This is a genomic window from Microvirga makkahensis (genome assembly GCF_009830105.1).
Classification (GTDB): domain Bacteria; phylum Pseudomonadota; class Alphaproteobacteria; order Rhizobiales; family Beijerinckiaceae; genus Microvirga; species Microvirga makkahensis.
In genome coordinates this window covers 1-20,283 of sequence record NZ_WURB01000019.1, presented here as the reverse complement: position 1 = coordinate 20,283, position 20,283 = coordinate 1, and the positions used below count along the sequence as shown (strand labels likewise).

21 protein-coding genes and 1 pseudogene are annotated in these 20,283 nt (G+C 67.2%); 13 read left to right on the top strand and 9 right to left on the bottom strand.

All coding sequences use genetic code 11. The features are described from left to right. Positions 1 to 88: 88 nt before the first annotated feature. Entirely contained in the window at positions 89 to 877 is a 789-nt protein-coding gene (locus GR328_RS19715; RefSeq protein ID WP_160886833.1) for an NIPSNAP family protein, read from the top strand. 57 nt (positions 878 to 934) lie between these two features. Here GR328_RS19715 and GR328_RS19710 read toward each other — a convergent pair. Then, positions 935 to 1,645, bottom strand: a pseudogene (locus GR328_RS19710) (IS5 family transposase). Between the two features lie 38 nt (positions 1,646 to 1,683). Next, complete coding sequence (locus GR328_RS27590; protein ID WP_246215990.1) at positions 1,684 to 2,439, bottom strand: ComEA family DNA-binding protein; 756 nt, start codon at positions 2,437 to 2,439, stop codon at positions 1,684 to 1,686. A 443-nt stretch (positions 2,440 to 2,882) separates the two neighbouring features. Here GR328_RS27590 and GR328_RS19700 point away from each other — a divergent pair, with 443 nt between their 5' ends. From GR328_RS19700 to GR328_RS19690, 3 genes are read left to right on the top strand one after another with little or no spacing between them, the layout of a single operon-like run. After that, a complete protein-coding gene (locus GR328_RS19700) occupies positions 2,883 to 3,839 on the top strand; it encodes an ABC transporter substrate-binding protein (RefSeq protein ID WP_246215989.1) in 957 nt (318 codons plus the stop codon). Beyond that, positions 3,839 to 4,645 carry an ABC transporter ATP-binding protein gene (locus GR328_RS19695; RefSeq protein ID WP_160886829.1) on the top strand — a complete coding sequence of 269 codons (807 nt, stop codon included), beginning with the start codon at positions 3,839 to 3,841 and terminating at the stop codon, positions 4,643 to 4,645. The genes GR328_RS19700 and GR328_RS19695 overlap by 1 nt, the downstream gene beginning before the upstream one ends. Next, positions 4,642 to 5,415 carry an ABC transporter permease gene (locus GR328_RS19690; RefSeq protein ID WP_160886827.1) on the top strand — a complete coding sequence of 258 codons (774 nt, stop codon included), beginning with the start codon at positions 4,642 to 4,644 and terminating at the stop codon, positions 5,413 to 5,415. Before GR328_RS19695 ends, GR328_RS19690 begins: the two co-directional genes overlap by 4 nt. A 226-nt stretch (positions 5,416 to 5,641) precedes the next feature. Here GR328_RS19690 and GR328_RS19685 read toward each other — a convergent pair whose 3' ends face one another. Further along, positions 5,642 to 6,724: a hemerythrin domain-containing protein gene (locus GR328_RS19685; RefSeq protein WP_160886825.1), complete on the bottom strand. Its 1,083-nt coding sequence runs from the start codon at positions 6,722 to 6,724 to the stop codon at positions 5,642 to 5,644. A 169-nt stretch (positions 6,725 to 6,893) separates the two neighbouring features. Here GR328_RS19685 and GR328_RS19680 point away from each other — a divergent pair, with 169 nt between their 5' ends. Continuing rightward, positions 6,894 to 7,907, top strand: a complete 1,014-nt coding sequence (locus GR328_RS19680; RefSeq protein WP_160886823.1) for a threo-3-hydroxy-L-aspartate ammonia-lyase — start codon at positions 6,894 to 6,896, stop codon at positions 7,905 to 7,907. Between the two features lie 205 nt (positions 7,908 to 8,112). Here GR328_RS19680 and GR328_RS19675 read toward each other — a convergent pair whose 3' ends face one another. The 3 genes from GR328_RS19675 to GR328_RS19665 all read right to left on the bottom strand — a co-directional run bounded on the left by GR328_RS19675 (position 8,113) and on the right by GR328_RS19665 (position 9,810). Continuing rightward, positions 8,113 to 8,799, bottom strand: a complete 687-nt coding sequence (locus GR328_RS19675; RefSeq protein WP_160886821.1) for a hypothetical protein — start codon at positions 8,797 to 8,799, stop codon at positions 8,113 to 8,115. Further along, positions 8,796 to 9,095 carry a hypothetical protein gene (locus GR328_RS19670; RefSeq protein WP_160886819.1) on the bottom strand — a complete coding sequence of 100 codons (300 nt, stop codon included), beginning with the start codon at positions 9,093 to 9,095 and terminating at the stop codon, positions 8,796 to 8,798. Before GR328_RS19670 ends, GR328_RS19675 begins: the two co-directional genes overlap by 4 nt. Positions 9,096 to 9,336: 241 nt before the next feature. Continuing rightward, positions 9,337 to 9,810, bottom strand: coding sequence for a MarR family winged helix-turn-helix transcriptional regulator (locus tag GR328_RS19665; RefSeq protein WP_160886817.1), 474 nt, complete (start codon positions 9,808 to 9,810; stop codon positions 9,337 to 9,339). Between the two features lie 61 nt (positions 9,811 to 9,871). Between GR328_RS19665 and GR328_RS19660 the strand changes: the two genes are divergently transcribed. The 3 genes from GR328_RS19660 to GR328_RS19650 all read left to right on the top strand — a co-directional run bounded on the left by GR328_RS19660 (position 9,872) and on the right by GR328_RS19650 (position 11,458). Then, on the top strand, positions 9,872 to 10,225 hold the full coding sequence (locus tag GR328_RS19660) for a DUF1428 domain-containing protein (RefSeq protein WP_160886815.1): 354 nt from the start codon (positions 9,872 to 9,874) through the stop codon (positions 10,223 to 10,225). A gap of 12 nt (positions 10,226 to 10,237) precedes the next feature. After that, the gene (locus GR328_RS19655) at positions 10,238 to 11,020 is read left to right on the top strand and encodes a VOC family protein (protein WP_160886813.1); all 783 of its coding nucleotides are present in this window, start codon (positions 10,238 to 10,240) and stop codon (positions 11,018 to 11,020) included. Positions 11,021 to 11,194: 174 nt separating this feature from the next. Further along, the gene (locus GR328_RS19650; protein WP_160886811.1) at positions 11,195 to 11,458 is read left to right on the top strand and encodes a hypothetical protein; all 264 of its coding nucleotides are present in this window, start codon (positions 11,195 to 11,197) and stop codon (positions 11,456 to 11,458) included. A gap of 29 nt (positions 11,459 to 11,487) precedes the next feature. Here the strand turns inward: GR328_RS19650 and GR328_RS19645 are convergent, their stop codons facing one another. After that, the gene (locus GR328_RS19645) at positions 11,488 to 11,730 is read right to left on the bottom strand and encodes a DUF3297 family protein (protein ID WP_160886809.1); all 243 of its coding nucleotides are present in this window, start codon (positions 11,728 to 11,730) and stop codon (positions 11,488 to 11,490) included. Between the two features lie 266 nt (positions 11,731 to 11,996). Here GR328_RS19645 and kynA point away from each other — a divergent pair, with 266 nt between their 5' ends. Further along, complete coding sequence (gene kynA / locus GR328_RS19640; RefSeq protein ID WP_343039433.1) at positions 11,997 to 12,821, top strand: tryptophan 2,3-dioxygenase; 825 nt, start codon at positions 11,997 to 11,999, stop codon at positions 12,819 to 12,821. A 15-nt stretch (positions 12,822 to 12,836) separates the two neighbouring features. Then, entirely contained in the window at positions 12,837 to 14,003 is a 1,167-nt protein-coding gene (locus GR328_RS19635; RefSeq protein ID WP_160886807.1) for an aminotransferase class V-fold PLP-dependent enzyme, read from the top strand. 209 nt (positions 14,004 to 14,212) lie between these two features. Here the strand turns inward: GR328_RS19635 and GR328_RS19630 are convergent, their stop codons facing one another. Next, on the bottom strand, positions 14,213 to 15,391 hold the full coding sequence (locus GR328_RS19630; protein ID WP_160886805.1) for a BaiN/RdsA family NAD(P)/FAD-dependent oxidoreductase: 1,179 nt from the start codon (positions 15,389 to 15,391) through the stop codon (positions 14,213 to 14,215). Positions 15,392 to 15,667: 276 nt separating this feature from the next. On the opposite strand from GR328_RS19630, the gene GR328_RS19625 reads away from it, so the two are divergent. Continuing rightward, entirely contained in the window at positions 15,668 to 16,105 is a 438-nt protein-coding gene (locus tag GR328_RS19625; protein WP_160886803.1) for a YqaA family protein, read from the top strand. Between the two features lie 8 nt (positions 16,106 to 16,113). Here GR328_RS19625 and GR328_RS19620 read toward each other — a convergent pair whose 3' ends face one another. Continuing rightward, positions 16,114 to 16,359, bottom strand: coding sequence for a hypothetical protein (locus GR328_RS19620; protein WP_160886801.1), 246 nt, complete (start codon positions 16,357 to 16,359; stop codon positions 16,114 to 16,116). A gap of 228 nt (positions 16,360 to 16,587) precedes the next feature. On the opposite strand from GR328_RS19620, the gene ilvD reads away from it, so the two are divergent. Together ilvD and GR328_RS19610 are read left to right on the top strand one after the other, a co-directional pair. Further along, positions 16,588 to 18,417 (top strand): dihydroxy-acid dehydratase, encoded by a 1,830-nt coding sequence (ilvD, locus tag GR328_RS19615; RefSeq protein WP_160886799.1) that lies wholly within the window; start codon positions 16,588 to 16,590, stop codon positions 18,415 to 18,417. 318 nt (positions 18,418 to 18,735) lie between these two features. Then, a partial coding sequence (locus tag GR328_RS19610) for a glycoside hydrolase family 113 (RefSeq protein ID WP_425487053.1) occupies positions 18,736 to 20,283 on the top strand: 1,548 nt, incomplete at its 3' end.

The following is a 20,283-nucleotide window of genomic DNA, read 5'->3' as shown; positions in this document are numbered from 1 at the left end:
CCATCTGCGGACTAGGGTAGCAGGTTGACAAAACAGGACAAGTGTCCCGTAATGCAAACAGGACGAATGTCCTGTTTTGGAGATGCTCATGACTGTTCTGACTGACTGCGCCGGGACTGACGACGGAAATTGGCGGGAGGCGAGTGACACCAGAACGTCAGTTGTCGAGCTGCGGCGCTATCGCCTTCATCCAGGGAAACGAGAGACTCTGATCGATCTCTTCGACCGTGAGTTCGTTGAGACGCAGGAAGCGGTCGGCATGCGCGTTATCGGGCAATTCCGTGACCTGGACGCGCCCGATGACTTCGTCTGGCTGCGGGGCTTCGCGGACATGCCGTCGCGTGCCGCAGCTCTGCAGACGTTCTACACGGGTCCCGTCTGGGTGGCGCACAGGGACGTTGCAAATGGCACGATGATCAACTCCGACAACGTGCTGCTCCTGCGCCCCGTCGCCGCCCAAACTGGGTTCGCGGCTCCGACGGAGAAGCGTCCTCAGCCGGGAGCCGCACATGGGCAGCCGGGTCTGATCGTGGCAACTATCTGCTATCTCGCACCGCAGACCGATGAAGCTTTTGCAAAGTTCTTCGAGGAATCACTCCAGCCGCTGCTGCAACAGGCCTCGGCAACAGTTCTGGCCGCATTCGTCACCGAGAGAAGTCCGAACACCTTTCCACGGCTCCCGGTTCGCGAGGGGGAGACCGTGTTCGCGTGGTTCTCGAGCTTCTCCAGTCTGCCAGCTTATGAAAACCATCTGGTCGCCCTTGCTCAATCGGACGAGTGGACCAGGAAGGCACGTCCTGAGATGGAACAGCGTATTTGGAGACCAAACGAGGTGTCGCGACTGATGCCGACAGGTCGTTCTCTCCTGCACGGTTGACAGCCCCGATGGCAACCGAAGCACGGACCCAACATGGTATGGGAGTACTGAGACCGCCTAACACAGCCATCGCTGGACGAAGCGCCAGGTAATGAGGGCTGAGGCGAGCGTCGGGAAGGCGATGTGGATACCGGCCCTGCGCTCGTCGCGGATGACCAGGCGGCGGAACTGCCCATACCAGGCAAGCCTCCGCTCCACGACCCAGCGATAACGTCCCGGCCTTCCACTGCTTTCGACCCCTCGCCGGGCAATGCGCGGCCGGATGTGCCTTCGGGTCAGGGCATACCGGCAACGGCGGTGATCACAAGCCTTGTCCGCATGCAGCTTGCCAGGGCGCTTGCGCGGGGAGTCCCCAACTCTGCCGGATGGGGGGAACTGCATCGACGGGAGGCTCCAGCATGCCGCTGTCATGCACGTGGGCGCCGGTCAGCCTCGGTGCGAGCGGGATACCGTTCGCGTCCGTGAGGACATGGCGCTTCGAACCTGCCTTGCCGCGGTCGGTCGGATTCGGGCCGGTCGCGGCGCCCCCGTTTTGGCCGCGACAGCCGCACTGTCCAGAGACGCCCGGCTGAAGTCGATGGCATTGCGGCGGCCCAACCGATCGCCCGGGACCTGCTGCAGCTTCTGCCAGACACCCGCCTGCTGCCAATCCCGCAAGCATCGCCATCACGTCATGCCGGAGCCGCTGCCCATATTCTGGGGCAACGATCTCCGGCTTCGGACACGCCGCGCCTCCGCGGCGTGGATGGCCGCAGCAGGTGCGGCCATGGCGGAGGAAGGGTCCGGAGAGGCCGGGACGGAAACGTTCAGCGCACCGTCACCTGATCCTTGATCCGCTCGTAGACCGAGCGCCGGAGGACCTTGCGCTTCACGAGATCCTCCACCGAGGCATAGGGACGATGCCTGATGATGGCGCGGCCGATGGGACCGGCATTGCGCAGGGTGTTGAGCTGCTCGAAGGACGCGGTGTTGAGATCGACGAGGTCGCTCGCCGTCTCGGGGTCACCCGATGTGCTCGCAACGGTCACGGTGCCAGTCATCTCCGTGTCGACGGGAGGCGGCGATGCGGAGGCGTCGGCCTGCTGCGTCTCGGGCACTGGCGCATCGGCGTCCGCCGTCGCCGCAGCGGCGGGTTCGCTGCCCGGATCGGCCGGAGCGGGAGCGGCTGCCTGAACCGGCTCCGGCTCGGACGGCTCCGGCTCGGACGCCTCCGGGGCGGCCGCCGACGGAATGCCGCCATCCATGGGAGGGGCGATGAGCGGATCCGCCGCCGCAACCTGCATCGAGGTATCCTGAGCGGACGGCTCGAGCGCCTGCTCCGCGCCCGCAACCGTGCCCTCGTGCGGCTTTTCGGCGGCGGCGAGATCAGGCGAAGCGCTTCGATCCTCTACCGAGAGGGAGAGAGCCATCGCGCCCGACGCGGCAATGGTCACCACGATGAAAACCCGCATCATTTGAAATGCGAACGTATTGCGCGACCGGATGGGCGCTTGGGAGAGATTGCCTATACGCATGTTGACACCCGCACGCTGTTTCAACCCTTGTGCAACAGAAGCAAGCATTGAGTATTCCTGCGATATGGCAGATCAGTGGCAATGAAAACTCAGGTTATAGCATTGAAATACGTTCATCTTTGAAGCTGAAGCACCGGATCTTCATTGTGCGCCATGAGATCTCCTTGGGGCTGGCGATGACGCGGGAGGCGCCATCCCCTCCATCCTTCAGTCTCTCGGTGCCCTCCCCCGTGATGGCCGCACTTGATGCGGCCATCCATGTCTTTGGAAGCGCAGTGGCAAAGAAGACGGGAATCCCCGGGACAGGCCCGGGAATGACGTGGAGCTGAGCCGGGGATGACGGGTCCTTCCGGCGCCCCCCTCTCCTGCTGGCGCGTCGTTCCTTGCGCCCCGAAAGGCCACGGCGGTGAAAAACCAGGTCTACTTTTTCACGCGATGCGCTAGCCTTCCCAGGTCAGCGGAGGGCCGGTGCGATGCGGTGCGGATGGCTGTTGTGTCTCGGACTCGCCGTGTCGCTGCCGGCGGCGCCATCCCCCGCTCTCGCGCAGGACCGGACGGCTCTCCGGATCGGGCATTTTCCCAACATCACCCATGTGCAGGCGCTCGTCGCCCGCGCCATGGAGCGTCAGGGCAGCCAATGGTTCGCCGGGAGGCTCGGGCCCGGCGTCAGGATCCAATGGTATGCCTACAACGCGGGCCCGAGCGCCATGGAGGCGATCTTCGCGAGGTCGCTCGACCTCGCCTATGTGGGCCCGAACCCGGCGCTGAACGCCTATGCGCGCTCCCGCGGGAGCGAGGTTCGCGTGATCGCGGGCGCCGTGAACGGCGGCTCCGCCCTCGTGGTGCAGGGGGATTCCACGCTCACCAAACCCGCCGACTTCAAGGGCAGACGCATTGCGACGCCGCAATTCGGCAACACGCAGGACGTGGCGGCCCGCGCCTGGCTGGCGGCGGGCGGCCTGCGCATCACCCAGACGGGCGGCGACGCCCAGGTCGTGCCCACCGGCAATCCCGACCAGCTTTCGCTGTTCAAGACTAGGCAGCTCGACGCGGTCTGGACCGTGGAGCCCTGGGTCTCGCGGCTCGAAGCCGAGGCCGGCGGCAAGGTGCTGGTGGAGGAGCGCGATGCGATCACCACCGTTCTCGTCTCGAGAGCGGATTTTCTCGCGCAGAACCGCGATCTCGCCAGGCGTTTCGTTGCGGCGCATCGCGAGCTCACCGAATGGATCAGGCAGAACCCCGACGAAGCGCAGCGCCTCGCCCGCGAGGAACTGCAGGCGTCCTTCCGGCTCGCCATGGAGCCCGGCCTCGTCGCGCGCACCTGGGCGCGCATGAACATCACGGCCGACGTGACGCTCTCCGCGTTCCAGTCCTTCGCGGCGAGCGCGCAGGCCGTCGGCTTCCTGCGCGGCACGCCCGCGCTCGACCGCCTGATCGAGGCGCCTTGATGGAGACGGCTCCTCACACCTCGTCCGGGATACGTCCCGCAAAACTCGTGATCGAGGGCGTGTCGAAACGGTTCACCTCACAGCGAAACATGGTGCAGGCGCTCGACAATGTTTCGCTGAGCGTGGCCGAGGGCGAGTTCGTCTGCCTGCTCGGCCCCAGCGGCTGCGGAAAATCCACCCTGCTGAACATCGTCGCGGGCCTCACCAGGCCCGACCGGGGGCGCGTCCTCGCCGACGGCAGGCCCGTCGAGGGACCGGGGCAGGACCGTCTCGTGATGTTCCAGGAATCGGCGCTGTTCCCATGGCTCGACGCCTTCGGCAACGTGATGTTCGGCCTCAAGCTCAAGCCCGATCTCACCAACAGGGAACGCCGCCGCATCGCGGACGAGTATCTGGATCTCGTGGGCCTCGGGACGTTCAAGCACGCGCCGATTCACGAATTGTCGGGCGGCATGAAGCAACGCGTGGCGCTCGCGCGGGCGCTCGCGCCCGACCCGCACGTGCTGCTGATGGACGAGCCTTTCGGCGCGCTCGACGCTATGACCCGCGATCAGCTCTACGACGACATCCAGCGCATCTGGGGGGAGAGCCGCAAGACCATCGTCTTCGTCACGCACAACGTGCGCGAGGCGGTGTGCCTGGGCGACCGCATCGTGCTCATGTCGCCCTCGCCGGGACGCATCGCGCAGGTGTTCGGCATTCCCCTGCCCCGCCCGCGCGACATCAACAGCCCGGAGCTCGCCTCCTATGCCTCCAGGATCGCGGCGGCGCTGAAGGGCACCACGAACGGAGCGGCATCCGAATGAAGCGCGCGGCGCTTGCCTTTCTCTTCTTCGCGAGCCTCGCCGGCGCGTGGGAGCTCGCGGTCCGCAGCGGGCGCTGGTCCGCGGTGCTGCTGCCCTCGCCCGTCCTCGTCGCGGAATACATCCGGGGGGCGCTCCTCGACGGCACGCTCATCGAATCCACCTGGGTGACGCTCAAGCGCCTGCTCGTCGGCTACGCCGCCGGCGTGCTCATCGGCCTGCCCCTCGGGCTCCTCACCAGCACGTCGCAATTCCTCAAGGACACTCTCGGCGCGCTGGCGCTGGGCTTCCAGACGCTGCCGAGCGTGTGCTGGGTGCCGCTCGCGCTCGTGTGGTTCGGGCAGACGGAGGGCGCGATGCTCTTCGTGGTGATCATGGGCACGGTGTGGTCCGTGATCATCGCCACCGATCACGGGGCGCGCAACATTCCGCCGATCTATGCCCGCGCCGCGCGCACCATGGGATCGGAGGGGTTCCACACATGGACGCGGGTGATCCTGCCCGCCTCGCTGCCCTTCCTGGTCAGCGGCATGAAGCAGGGCTGGGCCTTCGCCTGGCGCTCGCTGATGGCGGCGGAGATCTATGTCACGATCCTCACCGGCTTCGGCCTCGGCCACCTGCTCCATTACGGGCGCGAGCTGAACGCCATGGAGCAGGTGATCGGCATCATGATCGTGATCGTGGCGATCGGCCTTTTCGTCGACCGCGTGCTGTTCTCGCCCTGGGAGCGCTTCCTGCACCGCCGCTGGGGCACGGACCTGAAGGAGGCCTGAGCGCATCGTGCGAAGGAGCCTTCCGGCCTTTGCGGCATCGGCCAATGGGCGTCTCCCTTCCGGAAGCGGGATTGTGGGGCGCGGAACCTTTGGAGGAGGTTCGTCGCCGCCGGCGACCGCGAGCCCTGACCGTCCTCCCGGGAAAGGCGCCCGAGCCGGTCGCGGGAGCGGCTGCCTCGGCATCGCACCGCCGAGCGCGGCAGGCCCCGATCCTGCGACCCGGACTTTATGACCCGCCCGTCTTCGGCGAGCCCATATCGCGGTTCCCGGTCTGGCCGCCGCCGGTTCCCACCGAGCCGACCGAAGAGGCCGGGCTGCCGCCGGGCACCGTGCCGCCGGGCTGCAGGGGCGTCGAGAGGCCGGACGGCGCATGGGGCGGATTGGCCGAGGAGAACCGATGCTCGTCCGCACCGGCGCCGGGGCCGGTCGCCGCCGCGTCGCCGGACAGGGACCGGTCCGCTCTCCCGGCCGCAGAGGCGGACGCCCCCATCGGACGGGAGGCTCCCATCCCTTGCCCCGTCCCCCGGGACGAACCCATTCCCTGAGAGGAGCCCATCCCCGAGGATGCCCCCGAGGATGCCCCCATGCCCCGCGAGACCCCGACAGGGCCGGAGGAGGCGCGGCCTTCCATGCCGCGGCGGTTCAGGGAGCGGTCGATCACGCCGCTGTCGAGGGGGAACGGCGGCTGCGGCCGGCGCGGCGCGGGGCGCAGGGGGCGGTTCGCCCGCGTCTGCCCCGTCTTCGACATGCTCCAGGCCAGGGCCGCGCCGCCGATGGCGAGGGCCCCCGCCAGGATGCCGAAGGTCATGCCCGTCGGCATGCCGTAGCGGCTCGGCATCATCGCCCGCGGCATGTGCCAGCGGGACGCCTCGTAGGAAGCGATCTTCTCGCGCTCATAGGCGCGCCGCAGCGTCTCCGCCTCCTGCCGGGAGATGACCCCGTGGGCCGCGACCATGACGCCGTTCTCCTCCAGGCTGAAGGCATGGCGGATCACGCCGACGAGCTCCTTGAAGTCGAGGGCCCACTGGCGCGTGTTCTTGTCCGGCTGGGCGGAGAGCGCGTCGAGCCTGCGGCGGATGTCCCTGTGCTCGTCGTCGAGTTCGTGAAGATAGGTTTCCGTGCGCCCGTCCTCGGCGAGGGCGGGATAGAGAACGTTCTGCTTGGCCGAGATATGGCGCTCCAGTTCGTCCTGCAGATCGGCAAAGAGTTCGGCGCGGCTGTTGGGGCCGTGAGGCGAGGCCTCCAGCACCTCCTGGCAGAGCTCTTCGATATTCGCGTGTTCCGACAAGATCATCCGCCACAGGTCCATGGGAGCCTCCTCTCCAGATTGCCTCAGCGGGAAACGGCGCAGGAGGACGTGCGTTCCGAGCAGGAGCCCCGGCCGCCGCCGTTTCACGCAGACTGAGCCGACGCGGCGCGTGACAAGCACCCTCCGGGATTGATAAGAGGAGCCTGCTTCCCTCAGCAGCGATCGGACCATGAGCGCGCAGATCCCGTCTCACTCCTCCCCGACTCTCCCCACCTACGACGACGTGATCACGGCGGCGTGGCGCATCGCGGACGTCGCGCATCGCACGCCGGTGTTCACCTCCCGCACAGCGGACGAGCGCACCGGCGCCAGGCTGTTCTTCAAGGCGGAGAACCTGCAGCGGAGCGGCGCCTTCAAGTTCCGCGGAGCCTACAACGCCATTGCGCGGCTCACGGAGGACGCCCGGAGGCGCGGCGTGGTGACCTTCTCCTCGGGCAATCATGCCCAGGCCATCGCTTATGCCGGCCGGCTTCAGAACGTGCCTGCCGTGATCATCATGCCGAAGGACGCGCCCGCCATGAAGATGGCCGCGACCCAGGGCTATGGCGGCGAGGTGGTGCTGTACGACCGCTACACGGAGGACCGGGAGGAGATCTGCCGCAGGCTCTCCGCGGAGCGCGGCCTCACGCTCATCCCGCCCTACGACCACGAGGACGTGATCGCGGGCCAGGGCACCGCCGTGAAGGAGCTGATCGAGGAGGTAGGCCCTCTCGACATGCTGCTCGTCTGCGTCGGCGGAGGCGGGCTGCTGGCGGGCTCGGCGCTGTCCGCCCAGGCGCTCTCCCCCGCCTGCCGGATCTACGGGGTGGAGCCCGAAGCCGGCAATGACGCGCAGCAATCCTTCCGCTCAGGAAGCATCGTGCGCATCCCCGTGCCCGTCACCATCGCGGACGGCGCACAGACCACGTATATCGGCCAGAAAACCTTCCCGATCATCCGCGCTCTCGTGAGCGACATGGTGACGGTGAGCGACGACATGCTGGTGGACACCATGCGCTTCTTCGCCGAGCGCATGAAGATCGTGGTGGAACCCACCGGCTGCCTCGCGGCGGCGGCGGCCCTTCATGGCGTCGTGGCCTGCCAGGGCAAGCGCGTCGGAATCATCATCAGCGGCGGCAACGTGGACCCGAAGGCCTTCGCGGGCTTCCTCGCCGGAACCGCGATCCGAGCGTCCGCATCGTGAAAGCGCAGTGCGCGCCCGCCCGTTGCGTAGAGGGATTGAGGGCGGGGATCGCCGCGTCATGGCCGCACTTGATGCGGCCATCCGCGTCTTCAGGAACCGCAGCGCCAACATGGCGTGGACGCCCGGCGCGAGGCCGGGCAGGACGACAATTTCGAAACGAATTCGGCTGGCGAAGCCGGCCCTGACGGGAGGAACGGCCATCCCTCTATCGGCCCGCGCGCAGGACGACCGCCCTGCCGTCGTGGTCTCCGGTCGTCACCGCCGGATCGTCGGAAAGGCTGTTGTCGAGTTGGACGAAGCCTGCCGCCTTGTAGGCGGTGCCGCGATCCAGTCTCGCGGCGAAATCGTCCCGCGCCTGATTGAAGGACCCGTAGCGGTGCCCCGGCCAGCGGAACGGGTCGACCCGCTCGCGGCTGAAGGCTCCCGTGAACAGGTAAGACCGCTCCATCCTGTAGGGGCCGAAGACCCGGCCGTGATTGTTGCTCAGCTCGAACACCTCGTCGGACAGGGCATCGTCCCAGCCCTTCGGGAGCTGCGCGTAGAGTTCCCCGCCGATCACCGCCTGATAGCCGGTGGAATGCCCGAAGCGGACGGGATAGCCCGCCCGCGCAGCCGCCGCGAGCAGCCGCGCGACCGCATCCTGCCCGCTGGCGGCGGCCTCGTCGATGAGGATCACGTTGATGGGCTCTCGCAGCACCTTGCCCTGGTAGATTTCCCCCAGCCAGTCCGACGGCACGCCCTGCGCCGTGAGCATCCACTTGCCGATGGCGGGCAGGCCTGGCGGGTCGGCGGTTTCCCGATTGGGATTCGCGGGCGGCTCGGACCGTGAGGGCCCGGCCCAGACGGCGAAAAGCGCCGCTCCCAGCACCACCATGTGGCGGGCCGCTCTCATGACTCCCCCCGCGGGGCGAAGAAGCAGATGATCGCCCGGGTGGTCGGCTCCTCGCATAGGTGGAAGTGCCGGTCGGGTGACGGCCTGGCGTTCTCCCGGCCGATCAGACGGCCGTCCCAGAGGCGATACCCGTCCGCCGTCTCGTTGACGGTTTCGCCCCCGGCGGCCATCAGCGCGCGGCAATCGCGATCGCTGCAGCACCAGGCCGGATACCAGTCATGGGCCAGAGCCTGCGAGCCCGCCAGACAGGCCGCGGCGGCGGCGGAGATCCGTCTATGAGTCCTGCGTGAGGCCATGCGGGACGAGCCTTTCTCGAGGACGAGCCGCCTCGGCGGCAAGCTTGTCCTGAATCTTGGGCGGAACGATCCGGCGTCCAGTCGTCGGGGCATGGGGCGTGCCGGGTGGCGATCACATTCGTCCTCCCGTCATGGCCGCACGGGCGCTAAGCCGGCGTCCTGCGGCTGGAAATGCTCTCACGCGAGAGAGGGGGCATTGGAGGGACCCCGAAATGCAGGTTCGCTTTTCGTGTCCGATGCTCTAGGGGCCTTCCTTGGCCGGCCTGGATCGGGCGAGGCTGTTCAACGCGCCGCGCAGATCGTCCGGCTCGAGCCCGGACAGATGCGCCTCGACAGCCTCATGAAGGTCGCGCCAGACCGGCACCGCCGAGGCCAGGGCGGTCCGTCCCTTCTCGGTGAGGTGCAGAAGGCGGCTGCGGCGGTCGTCCGGATCCACGCTCATTGCCACGAGGCCGTCGCGCTCCAGCGGCTTCAGGGCTGCGGTGAGCGTCGTCCGGTCCATGGCCAGTAATCGCGCGACCGCCCCGATGGCGGGCGGCTTGGGACGGTTGAGGGCGTTGAGCAGGGAGAATTGTCCGGAGGTGAGCCCAAGGGGCTGAAACGCCTCGTCGAAGAGCCGCGAGAGCGTTCGTGCGGCACGCTGCGCATGGAGGCAGAGACAGGTATCCCGCACGAAAAGGGTTGTATCGAAGGAAGCATCGCGGTCGTTTGACATGATCCGATTATGTTGATATCAACCTAAATGTCAACAACAGAGAGAACCCGGGAGATACCTGATGACATATGTGGATGGGTTTGTTCTCGCCGTACCGGCCGACAAGAAGGACGTCTATCGCAAGCACGCCGCGGCCGCCGCGCCGCTGTTCAAGGAATTCGGCGCGACCCGCATGGTCGAATGCTGGGGCGACGACGTGCCGAACGGCAAGCTCACCGATTTCCGCCTGGCCGTGAAGGCCAAGGACGACGAGGTCGTGGTGTTCAGCTGGATCGAATATCCGTCGAAGGAGGTGCGCGACGCCGCCAACGAGAAGATCATGACCGATCCGCGCATGAAGGCCATGGGCGACGAGATGCCCTTCGACGGCAAGCGGATGATCTTCGGCGGCTTCGCCCCGATCCTGGACGTCTGAAAGGGGTGCCGCATGGCCAATCAGCATGGCGACTTCATCTGGTATGAGCTCTTGACCAAGGATGCCGCCGCGTCGGCCCGGTTCTACGGTGCCGTTCTCGGCTGGAAGGACCGGCCAGCGGAGGGATCGGACAACGGCTACAGGATCTTCGGAATCGACGGGACGGATGTGGCCGGCTTCATGTCCCTCCCGGCGGGCGCGGAGGCTGCGGGCATGCGCCCGTGCTGGCTAGGTTACATCGCCGTTCGCGACGTGGACACGATCGTCGCCGACATCGTGCGCGCCGGCGGCGTCCAGCACACGCCGCCAACCGACATCCCGGGCGTCGGCCGGTTCGCGATGCTGGCCGACCCGCAGGGGGTGGTGTTCTACGTGATGCGCGGCGCAATCGACGCCACGAGCACGGCCTTTGAACAGACCAGGCCCGGCCATTGCCATTGGAACGAGCTTTCCACCAGCGATCAGGGAGCGGCGCTCGCCTTCTACGCAGGGCTGTTCGGCTGGCAGAAAGGCGACGCGATGCCGATGGGCGCCATGGGCGATTACCAGTTCATCGTGCATCGCGGCCAGGCCATCGGGGCGATGATGAACCGGATGGAGAACGCCCCTCCCCCGGCTTGGACCTTCTATTTCGGCGTGGAGGATATCGATGCCGCCGCGCGGGCCGTATCCGCCAACGGCGGCGCCGTCTGCCACGGGCCTGCCGAGGTTCCTGGCGGGATTCATATCATCGTCGCGAGCGATCCGCAGGGCGCCATGTTCGGCCTCGTCGGCCCCCGCAGGGCCTCTCCTTAGAGCATCGTTGCGTGCGGAAATGTGCGCCCGGTTTCCGCACGATGCGCTGGGATCGGGATTCCGGAGAGTTTCGGGCGTTGCCGCCGGATCCTCTCCGGATTTTTTGACGCGGCCTCCGAACATCCGGGCCCCGTCTTCATTGCCTCGTGAGACACACGACAACGAGGACAGCTCGTGACAGCCAAGAAATCGGAAGACGACCTCGTCGATGCAGGCTCGGAATATTCCTTCCCCGCCAGCGATCCACCCTCCTACATGGGCGGCACCCTGGTGACGGGCGCCCCTCCGCACGACGGAAAGCCGCCGCGCGAGCCGGTCAGCCACGAGCTGATCGCGCCCGACGAGGCGAAGCCCGCGGAGGATGCGCCTCAGGGCACCGACCCGGCACGGGTCGGCAAGGCCCCTCCCCGGCCGGGCTCCGGCGGCAACAATCCTTGAGGACGGGCCGCCCGGACCGGGCGGCGGGATCAGGCCTCGTTCTGGAGATAGGGCTCGACCTTGCCCTTGAGCTTGATCGTCATGGGGTTCCCGAAGCGGTCCTTGGCGTTGCCGGCGACCACGCGGACCCAGCCTTCGCTGACGCAATACTCGTCCACGTTGGTCTTCTCGGCGCCGTTGAAGCGGATGCCCACGCCCTTGGCCAGAATCTCCTCGTTGTAATAGGGGCTGTTCGGGTTGGTGGACAGGCGGTCGGGAAGCGTGTCGGACATGCGCGGAGAACTCCATTGAGGGACAAATCGGCCCGCAACCTAGCGCATCGCGCGCAAATGTGGACCCGGTTTTTCGCGCGCCTCTCCCTGTCATCCCCGGCCTCGGGCCGGGGATCCACGTGTTCCCACCGGCGGTTCCCGTGGATGCGGATCGCCGGGACGCAAATTCCTGTGCCCCCGCGACATCGTTCTGCGCGGCCCTATTTCCCTTGCCTGATCCTGCGACTATCAGGAACGCAAAACAGGATTGCCGAAGGGAGGACGACGTGGCGGCCGGGACAGAGGGAGTTCACACCGATTTCACGGACAGCATGAGCTATGGGGATTATCTCCAGCTCGACACCCTTCTGTCTTCCCAGAAACCTCTGACGGCGGAGCATGACGAGCTCCTCTTCATCACCATCCATCAGGTGATGGAGCTGTGGCTCAAGCTCCTGAACCGGGAGCTCGACACGGCGCTCGCGCATCTGCGCGCCGACGAGCTGCAGCCCGCCTTCAAATGCACGGCGCGGATCAACCGGATCCAGGAGCAGCTGATCCAGGCCTGGACGGTGCTCTCCACCATGACGCCGTCCGATTATCTCAGCTTCAGGCCGGCGCTCGGCCGCTCCTCCGGCTTCCAGTCCTGGCAGTACCGCCTCGTGGAGTTCAAGCTCGGGGCCAAGGACGAGGGAAAGATGGCGCCGCACCGGCATCGCGACGACATCGCGGCGCAGCTCGACGCCGCCTATCGGGCGCCGAGCCTCTATGACGAGGCGCTGCGCCTGCTGGCGCGTCGCGGCTACGGCGTGCCCGACGAGGTGCTGAACCGGGACGTGACGCAGCCCTATGCCGCGCACGCGGACGTAGAGGCGGCGTGGGAGGACATCTACCGCCATTCGGGCGAGCATTTCGATCTCTACGAGCTCGCCGAGGAGCTGGTCGATCTGGAGGATTCCTTCCAGCAATGGCGCTTCCGCCACATGAAAACGGTGGAGCGCATCATCGGCATGCGCCGCGGTACCGGCGGCAGCACGGGCGTCGCCTATCTGCGCAAGGCGCTGGAGCGGTATTTCTTCCCGGAGCTCTGGTCCGTGCGCGGCAAGCTCTGACCGGCGAGGCGTCGCATGCTGGATCTGCGCTCCCACTTCTCCCGCTTTCTCAACGCCGCGCCGGAGCGGCTGCATTTCGCGGCGCACAGCCACCATCCCTGGCCGGACGTGACCCGCGAGGCGCATCTCAAGGCCTGGGACGACGCCGCGCTCCTCGTCGACGACAAATGGGAGCATGTGCTCGGACCCGTCTTCGAGGAATTCCGCGCGCATGTGGCGGGCCATCTCGCCCTGCCGGATCCGGGCACGATCGCGGTCGCGCCCAACACGCACGAATTCCTCAGGCGCCTCCTCTCCTGCCTGCCTGCGGACAAGCCGCTCCGCCTCCTGACGTCGGACGGCGAATTCCACTCCTTCAGCCGGCAGATCGCGCGCCTGGAAGAGGACGGGGCCGCCATCGTCACCCGCGTGCCGGTGGAGCCCTTCGCGAGCTTCGAGGATCGCTTCTGCGCCGCCGCGGGCGACGCATTCGACCTCGTCTTCGTGAGCCAGGTCTTCTTCAACTCGGGCTTCGCCGCGGATGCGCGGCGGCTCGTGGACGCCGCGGGCGAGCGCGCCATGGCTGTGATCGACGGTTATCACGGCTTCATGGCGCGGGGGACGGACCTGAGCACCGTCGCCGAGCGCGCCTTCTACGTCGCGGGCGGCTACAAATACGCCATGGCGGGCGAAGGCGCCTGCTTCATGCACTGCCCGCCGGGATGGGGCTTGCGCCCGCGCGACACCGGCTGGTACGCGGCCTTCGGCGATCTCTCGAGCGCGCGGCAGGGACAGGTCGGCTACAGCAATGACGGCTGGCGCTTCATGGGCGCGACCTTCGATCCGTCGGGCCTCTACCGCTTCAACGCGGTGATGCGCTGGCTCGCAAGCGAGGGCATCACGCCCGCCATCGTCCACGCGCATGCGGTGGCGCTGCAGCAGCATTTCCTCCACCACGTGGCGGAGATTCCCCTGCTCGCCGAGGCCCGCCTCGTCCTGCCGCCGGACGAGATGCGGCGCGGCAACTTTCTCACCTTCGAGACCCCCGAAGCCCAAAGCCTCTACGCCGATCTCAAACGGCATCACGTGATCACGGACGTGCGCGGCCACCGCCTGCGGATCGGGTTCGGCCTCTATCAGACGCAGGAAGAGGTGGACGAACTCGTCCGACGCCTGCGGACGATGGACGCGGCGGTGGCCTGATCTTCGAAAGGCCACGGCGCCGCTTTCGGGCGCGGCCGCCGGGGTGACGGCGGCCGTCGCCCCGACGGGACCGCCTTCACCCTGGCCGAGCGCCTCCTGTTCCGGCAGGGCATTGCGGCCGTCCCCGACGCGAGCGGAACCTATGCCGATGCCGATCCGGACGGGATCGCCGGAACGGGGCCGGCGATGACGGGGAAGATCTCGGCCTCTCAGGCCGCCTGCCCCGCGCACCAGCCCGACGACCAGGCCCACTGAAAATTGTAGCCGCCGAGCCAGCCGGTCACGTCCACCACCTCGCCGATCAGGTAGAGCCCGGGAACGGATTTCGCCTCCATGGTCCTGGAATCGAGTTCGCGCGTGTCGACGCCCCCCAGCGTCACCTCGGCGGTGCGGTAGCCTTCCGAGCCCGCCGGCTTGAAGCGCCAATGGTTCACCGCCTCGTCGATGCGCCGCAGCACCTTGTCGGAGCAATCGGCGAGGTTCGCGGGGCCCCTCTGCGTCTCGGCGATCAGCTGCGCGAGGCGCTTCGGAAGGAAGGCGGAAAGCGCCGTCTGCAGGGCCTGCCTGCCGTTCGCGGCACGGGCGGCGCGCAGCTCCTCGAACAGGTTCACGCCCGGCAGCATGGACACCGCGATCTCCGCGCCCTCGCGCCAATAGGACGAGATCTGCAGGATGGCCGGGCCGCTCAGGCCGCGATGGGTGAACAGCATCGCCTCAGCGAACTTGGTCTTCCCGCACGCGACCACGGCCTCGACGGAAACGCCAGCGAGCGGCGCCAGCCGCTCGAGCATCGTCGGCTCCAGCGTGAGCGGAACGAGGGCGGGGCGGGTCTCGACCACGTTCAGCCCGAACTGGCGCGCGAGATCGTAGCCGAAGCTGGTGGCGCCCATCTTCGGAATGGACTTGCCGCCCGTCGCGACGACCAGGGAGCGGCACTGCGCGGTCCCGTCCGTGAGGGTGAGGAAAAAGCCGTCGCCCCTCCGCTCCACCTGCGTGACGGATGTCCGCAGGCGGAGCGCGACGCCCGCCTGCTTCATCTCGTCGAGGAGCAGATCCACGATCTGCCGGGAGGAGCCGTCGCAGAACAGCTGGCCGAGCGTCTTCTCGTGATAGGCGATGCCGTAGCGCTCCACGAGGGCGGTGAAGTCGGCTTGAGTGTAGCGGCGAAGGGCCGAGATGCAGAAGCCCGGATTCTGCGAGATGTAGTTGGCGGGCGACGCATGAAGGTTCGTGAAGTTGCAGCGGCCTCCCCCCGAGATGCGGATCTTCTCGCCGGGCTTGGCGGCATGATCGAGGATCAGCACGGAGCGCCCGCGCTTCCCAGCCTCGGCCGCGCACATCATCCCGGCGGCGCCGGCGCCGATCACCACCACGTCGAACTGTTCCAAGAGGCGTGCTCCCGAGAGGTTTTCCTGTCAAAAGGCAGGCGAGCGGCCGTTGGTAGTGCACTTCCGCCATCCCGCGCAAGCGGGCGGGGATCCTGGCCGCTCGTCGCGTCCCTTTCCCCGGTTCCCCTCCTCGTCCCCTCCTCGTCTTCGAGCCGCCGTGTCTCCCCAGCCGTGGATGGCCGCAACAAGTGCGCCCACGCGGCTCGAACCCAGGTTTGGGCATCCCGGCCAGGCGTGGTAAGGCCGGGAACCCGCAACGGCTTCTCCGAACCGCACATGCCGCATCTCGTCGAATACGGCGCTCTCTTCGCCGCTGCGTTTCTGTCCGCCACGATCTTTCCGTTCCAGTCGGAGGCCGTGCTCTTCGGCATGCTGGTGGCAGAGCATTACCCATGGTGGCTGCTCATCCTCATCGCGAGCGTGGGCAATGTTCTCGGCTCGATCGTGAACTGGTTCCTGGGCCGCTCCTTCAGCCGCTTCGAAGACCGGCGCTGGTTCCCGGTCAAGCGCGAGCAGATGGCCCGCGCGCAGGAATGGTATCATCGCTATGGGCGCTGGACCCTGCTGCTCAGCTGGACGCCGGTCATCGGCGACCCGCTCACCATCGTGGCCGGCGTGCTGCGCGAGCCGCTGCCCGTCTTCGTCCTGCTCGTGACCCTCGCCAAGACGGGCCGCTATCTCGCTGTCGGGGCGCTCAGCCTGGGCTGGATCTGAGACCCTTCTCAGGGCCCCTGCAGGCTCAGCCAGATCTCCTCCAGCATGGCGGGGCCGAGCACGGCCCCCGAGGAGGTGCGGATCACGGCATGCATGCCGGCCGGAGCCTCGTTGTTCATGGCCCAGTGCACCGCCTCGCGCAGGTTCTTGAACTCGGTCACGTCGCTCGGGTCGCGATGCGCGCTTCCCCTGGCTTCGATGATCGGCTCGTACTGCAGATGTGCGGGGGCATCCCAGTCGGTCTTCGGCACCATGGCGTCATCCTGCCGTATCCTGATGGCGTTGACAGGAACAACGCAGTCCGGGCGGAGCGGTTCAGCTTGGAACCGGCGCATTCGGAGCGCGGGGGGACGCGTTCCGGGCCCGGAACGCCGGTCCGGCATGCGTTCTGCGCCTAAAGGCGGCAGCAAAAGCGCTTGCATATGACGCCATTTCGGCCGAACAAGACAGGTCTACGGATTGAGAGAACCAGAGTACACCCCATGCCAGCCTATCGCTCTCGCACCACCACCCACGGCCGCAACATGGCGGGCGCCCGCGGCCTCTGGCGGGCCACGGGCATGAAGGATTCCGACTTCGGCAAGCCGATCATCGCCGTGGTGAACTCCTTCACCCAGTTCGTGCCGGGCCATGTCCATCTGAAGGACCTGGGCCAGCTCGTCGCGCGGGAGATCGAAAAGGCGGGCGGCGTCGCCAAGGAATTCAACACCATCGCGGTGGACGACGGCATCGCCATGGGCCACGACGGCATGCTCTACTCCCTGCCCTCGCGGGAGCTGATCGCCGATTCCGTGGAATACATGGTCAACGCCCATTGCGCCGACGCCATGGTCTGCATCTCCAACTGCGACAAGATCACCCCCGGCATGCTGATGGCGTCCTTGCGCCTGAACATTCCCGTGGTCTTCGTCTCCGGCGGCCCGATGGAAGCCGGCAAGGTCCAGCTGCATGGCGTGACCAGGAAGCTCGACCTCGTGGACGCCATGGTGGCCGCCGCCGACGACAGCGTGGCCGACGAGGACATCCAGGCGATCGAGCGCTCCGCCTGCCCGACCTGCGGCTCGTGCTCGGGTATGTTCACAGCCAATTCCATGAACTGCCTCACCGAGGCGCTCGGCCTCTCGCTGCCGGGCAACGGCTCGACCCTGGCGACCCATGCCGACCGCCGCCGCCTCTTCGTGGAAGCGGGCCACCTGATCGTCGACCTCGCCCGCCGCTATTACGAGCAGGACGATGAGAGCGTGCTGCCGCGCTCCATCGCTTCGTTCACGGCCTTCGAGAACGCCATGACCCTCGACATCGCCATGGGCGGGTCGAGCAACACGGTGCTGCACCTGCTTGCGGCCGCCTATGAGGCGGAAGTGCCCTTCACCATGGCCGACATCGACCGCCTGTCGCGTCGGGTGCCGGTGCTCTGCAAGGTCGCGCCCGCGGTGGCCAACGTGCACATGGAGGACGTCCACCGCGCCGGCGGCATCATGGCGATCCTCGGCGAGCTCGACCGGGCGGGCCTGCTCGACACCTCCGTGCCGACGGTCCATGCCGAGAGCCTGAAGGCCGCCCTCGACCGCTGGGACGTGCGCCGCACCAACAGCCATACCGTGCACGACTTCTACCGCGCCGCCCCCGGCGGCGTGCCGACGCAGGTCGCCTTCAGCCAGGAGAGCCGCTACGACAGCCTGGACACGGACCGCGCCGACGGCGTGATCCGCGATGCGGATCACGCCTTCTCCAAGGACGGCGGCCTCGCCGTGCTCTCCGGCAACCTCGCCCTCGACGGCTGCATCGTGAAGACGGCGGGTGTGGACGAGAGCATCCTGGTCTTCTCCGGCCCCGCCATCGTCTTCGAAAGCCAGGACGATGCCGTGAGCGGCATCCTCAACGGCAAGGTCAAGGCCGGCGACGTGGTCGTCATCCGCTACGAGGGGCCGCGCGGCGGCCCCGGCATGCAGGAGATGCTCTATCCCACGAGCTATCTGAAGTCGAAGGGCCTCGGCAAAGCCTGCGCCCTCATCACCGACGGGCGCTTCTCGGGCGGCACCTCGGGCCTCTCCATCGGACACGTCTCGCCGGAAGCCGCGGAAGGCGGCACCATCGGGCTCGTGCGGGACGGCGACAGGATCGAGATCGACATCCCCAACCGCCGCATCCATCTCGCCGTGGGCGAGGCGGAACTGGAGCGCCGCCGCGTTGAGCAGGAGGCCCAGGGCTGGAAGCCCGCCGCCCCCCGCAAGCGCAAAGTGTCCGCGGCGCTGAAAGCCTATGCCATGCTCGCCACCAGCGCCGCCAAGGGAGCGGTGCGCCAGATCTGACCCTCCGGTCCCGCATGAGGGATCCGCCGGGAAGGCTGGCGCGGCCCTCCGGGTCCGCATGGTGAGAGGATGCCGTGTCGTGGCCGGGACAGGCCGGCCATCCCGCCGGGACCAGCGCCGCGCTTCACATGATCGGGATCCCCGGGACGAGCCCGGGGATGACAATGGGCGGGCGGAAAGCCGCTTCAGTGGCAACGCTCGACCACTAGGCCGTTCGGCCTAACGACAACCCTTAATCGATACGATATAAAATACCGGTTATCGGTCGATAAGCTGCGTCGCAGCTGTCACCCTAAGGCAGGATCGGGGGACGCGCGCATGAGCACAGGTAAGATCTTCGAATGGGAGAGCATCACCCAGCCGTCCTATTGGGGAGGCCAGGCCCTTTCTCCCGGCGGCCAGGCGGCGATGGGCCAGATCGCGGCGACGGGAGCCGGCACCGTCACGCTCGTCCCGAACTTCTTCCAGACTGACAAATTCAGCAACTCGGTGGGATTGAGGCTCGGCGACCCGGACAACCCTTGGGACAACGAGAGCGACACGTTCGAGCAGGTCAAGCAGACCATTCTCCAGGCGAAGGCCCTGGGCCTGAACGTCGTGCTCAAGCCCCATCTCGAAACCGAGAACCGCGTGTGGCGCGCCGAACTCGCCCCCACCGACGCGAAGGCCTGGTTCGACAGCTACAAGGCCATGATGGTCGAATATGCCAGGGTCGCGCAGGAGGCCGGCGCGCCGATGATCTGCGTCGGCACCGAAATGGACAGCATGATCGATCCCACCAAGGTCTGCAGCGACGGCAAGACCTATACGGAGAAATGGGTGGAGATCATCGCCGCCGTGCGATCCGTGTACGCGGGCAAGGTCACCTACGCGGCGACGTACTGGACGGTGAAGGACGTCGGGTTCTGGGACAAGGTCGACTACATCGGCGTCGACGCCTATTACCCGCTCTCGACGGTAGACAATCCGACCATCGACCAGATGGTGGATGCCTGGACGCGGCCGCATTTCAACCCCTGGATCCGGGACACGCTGCTCGAAGGCAAGTCCATCGTCGATTACTACAAGGCGCTGTCCGAGCGATACGGCAAGAAGGTGATCTTCACCGAGGTCGGCTTCCGCAGCATGGACGGCGCGAACAGGGACCCCGGCGTTTTCGGCAGCGGCGGCACGGTCGATCTGCAGGAGCAGGTCGATTGCTACACGGCCCTTTACAGGGTGATGGAGAATTACGGCGGCCGCTGGCTCGCCGGGTCCTTCCTCTGGAGCTACTACTCCTTCGCGAACCCGATGGCTCCCGTCGAGGAGGGCGGAGCGAACGTCTCGTGGACGGATTACACGACCCAGCACAAGCCCGCCAACCAGACGATCACCGAGCATTATTCGAGCCCCGCTCACACGACGGGGCTCGTCTGGAACGGCACCGCAGCCGCCGACAGGCTCGACGGCGGCTATCACAACGACACGCTCAACGGCGGGGGCGGCAACGACATCCTGTGGGGCGGCGCGGGAGCGGACCGGATGTCCGGCGGCACGGGGAACGACACCTATTACGTGAACACCGCGGGCGATCGGGTGGTGGAGACATCCTCGGGCGGCACGGCGGACCGGGTCTTCACCACGGCCAGCCACACGCTCGCCGCTTGCGTGGAGCGGCTTGACGCCGCCGGCAGCTCCTCAATGACCCTGAAGGGCAACTCGCTGGCCAACACGATCTCCGGCAACGCGGGCCACGACAAGCTCTACGGAAACTCCGGCAGCGACCGGCTTTACGGCAGATCCGGCAACGACACGCTCGCTGGGGGCTTGGGCCATGACAGGCTCTATGGCGAGGCCGGCAACGACACGCTGGACGGGGGCTATGGC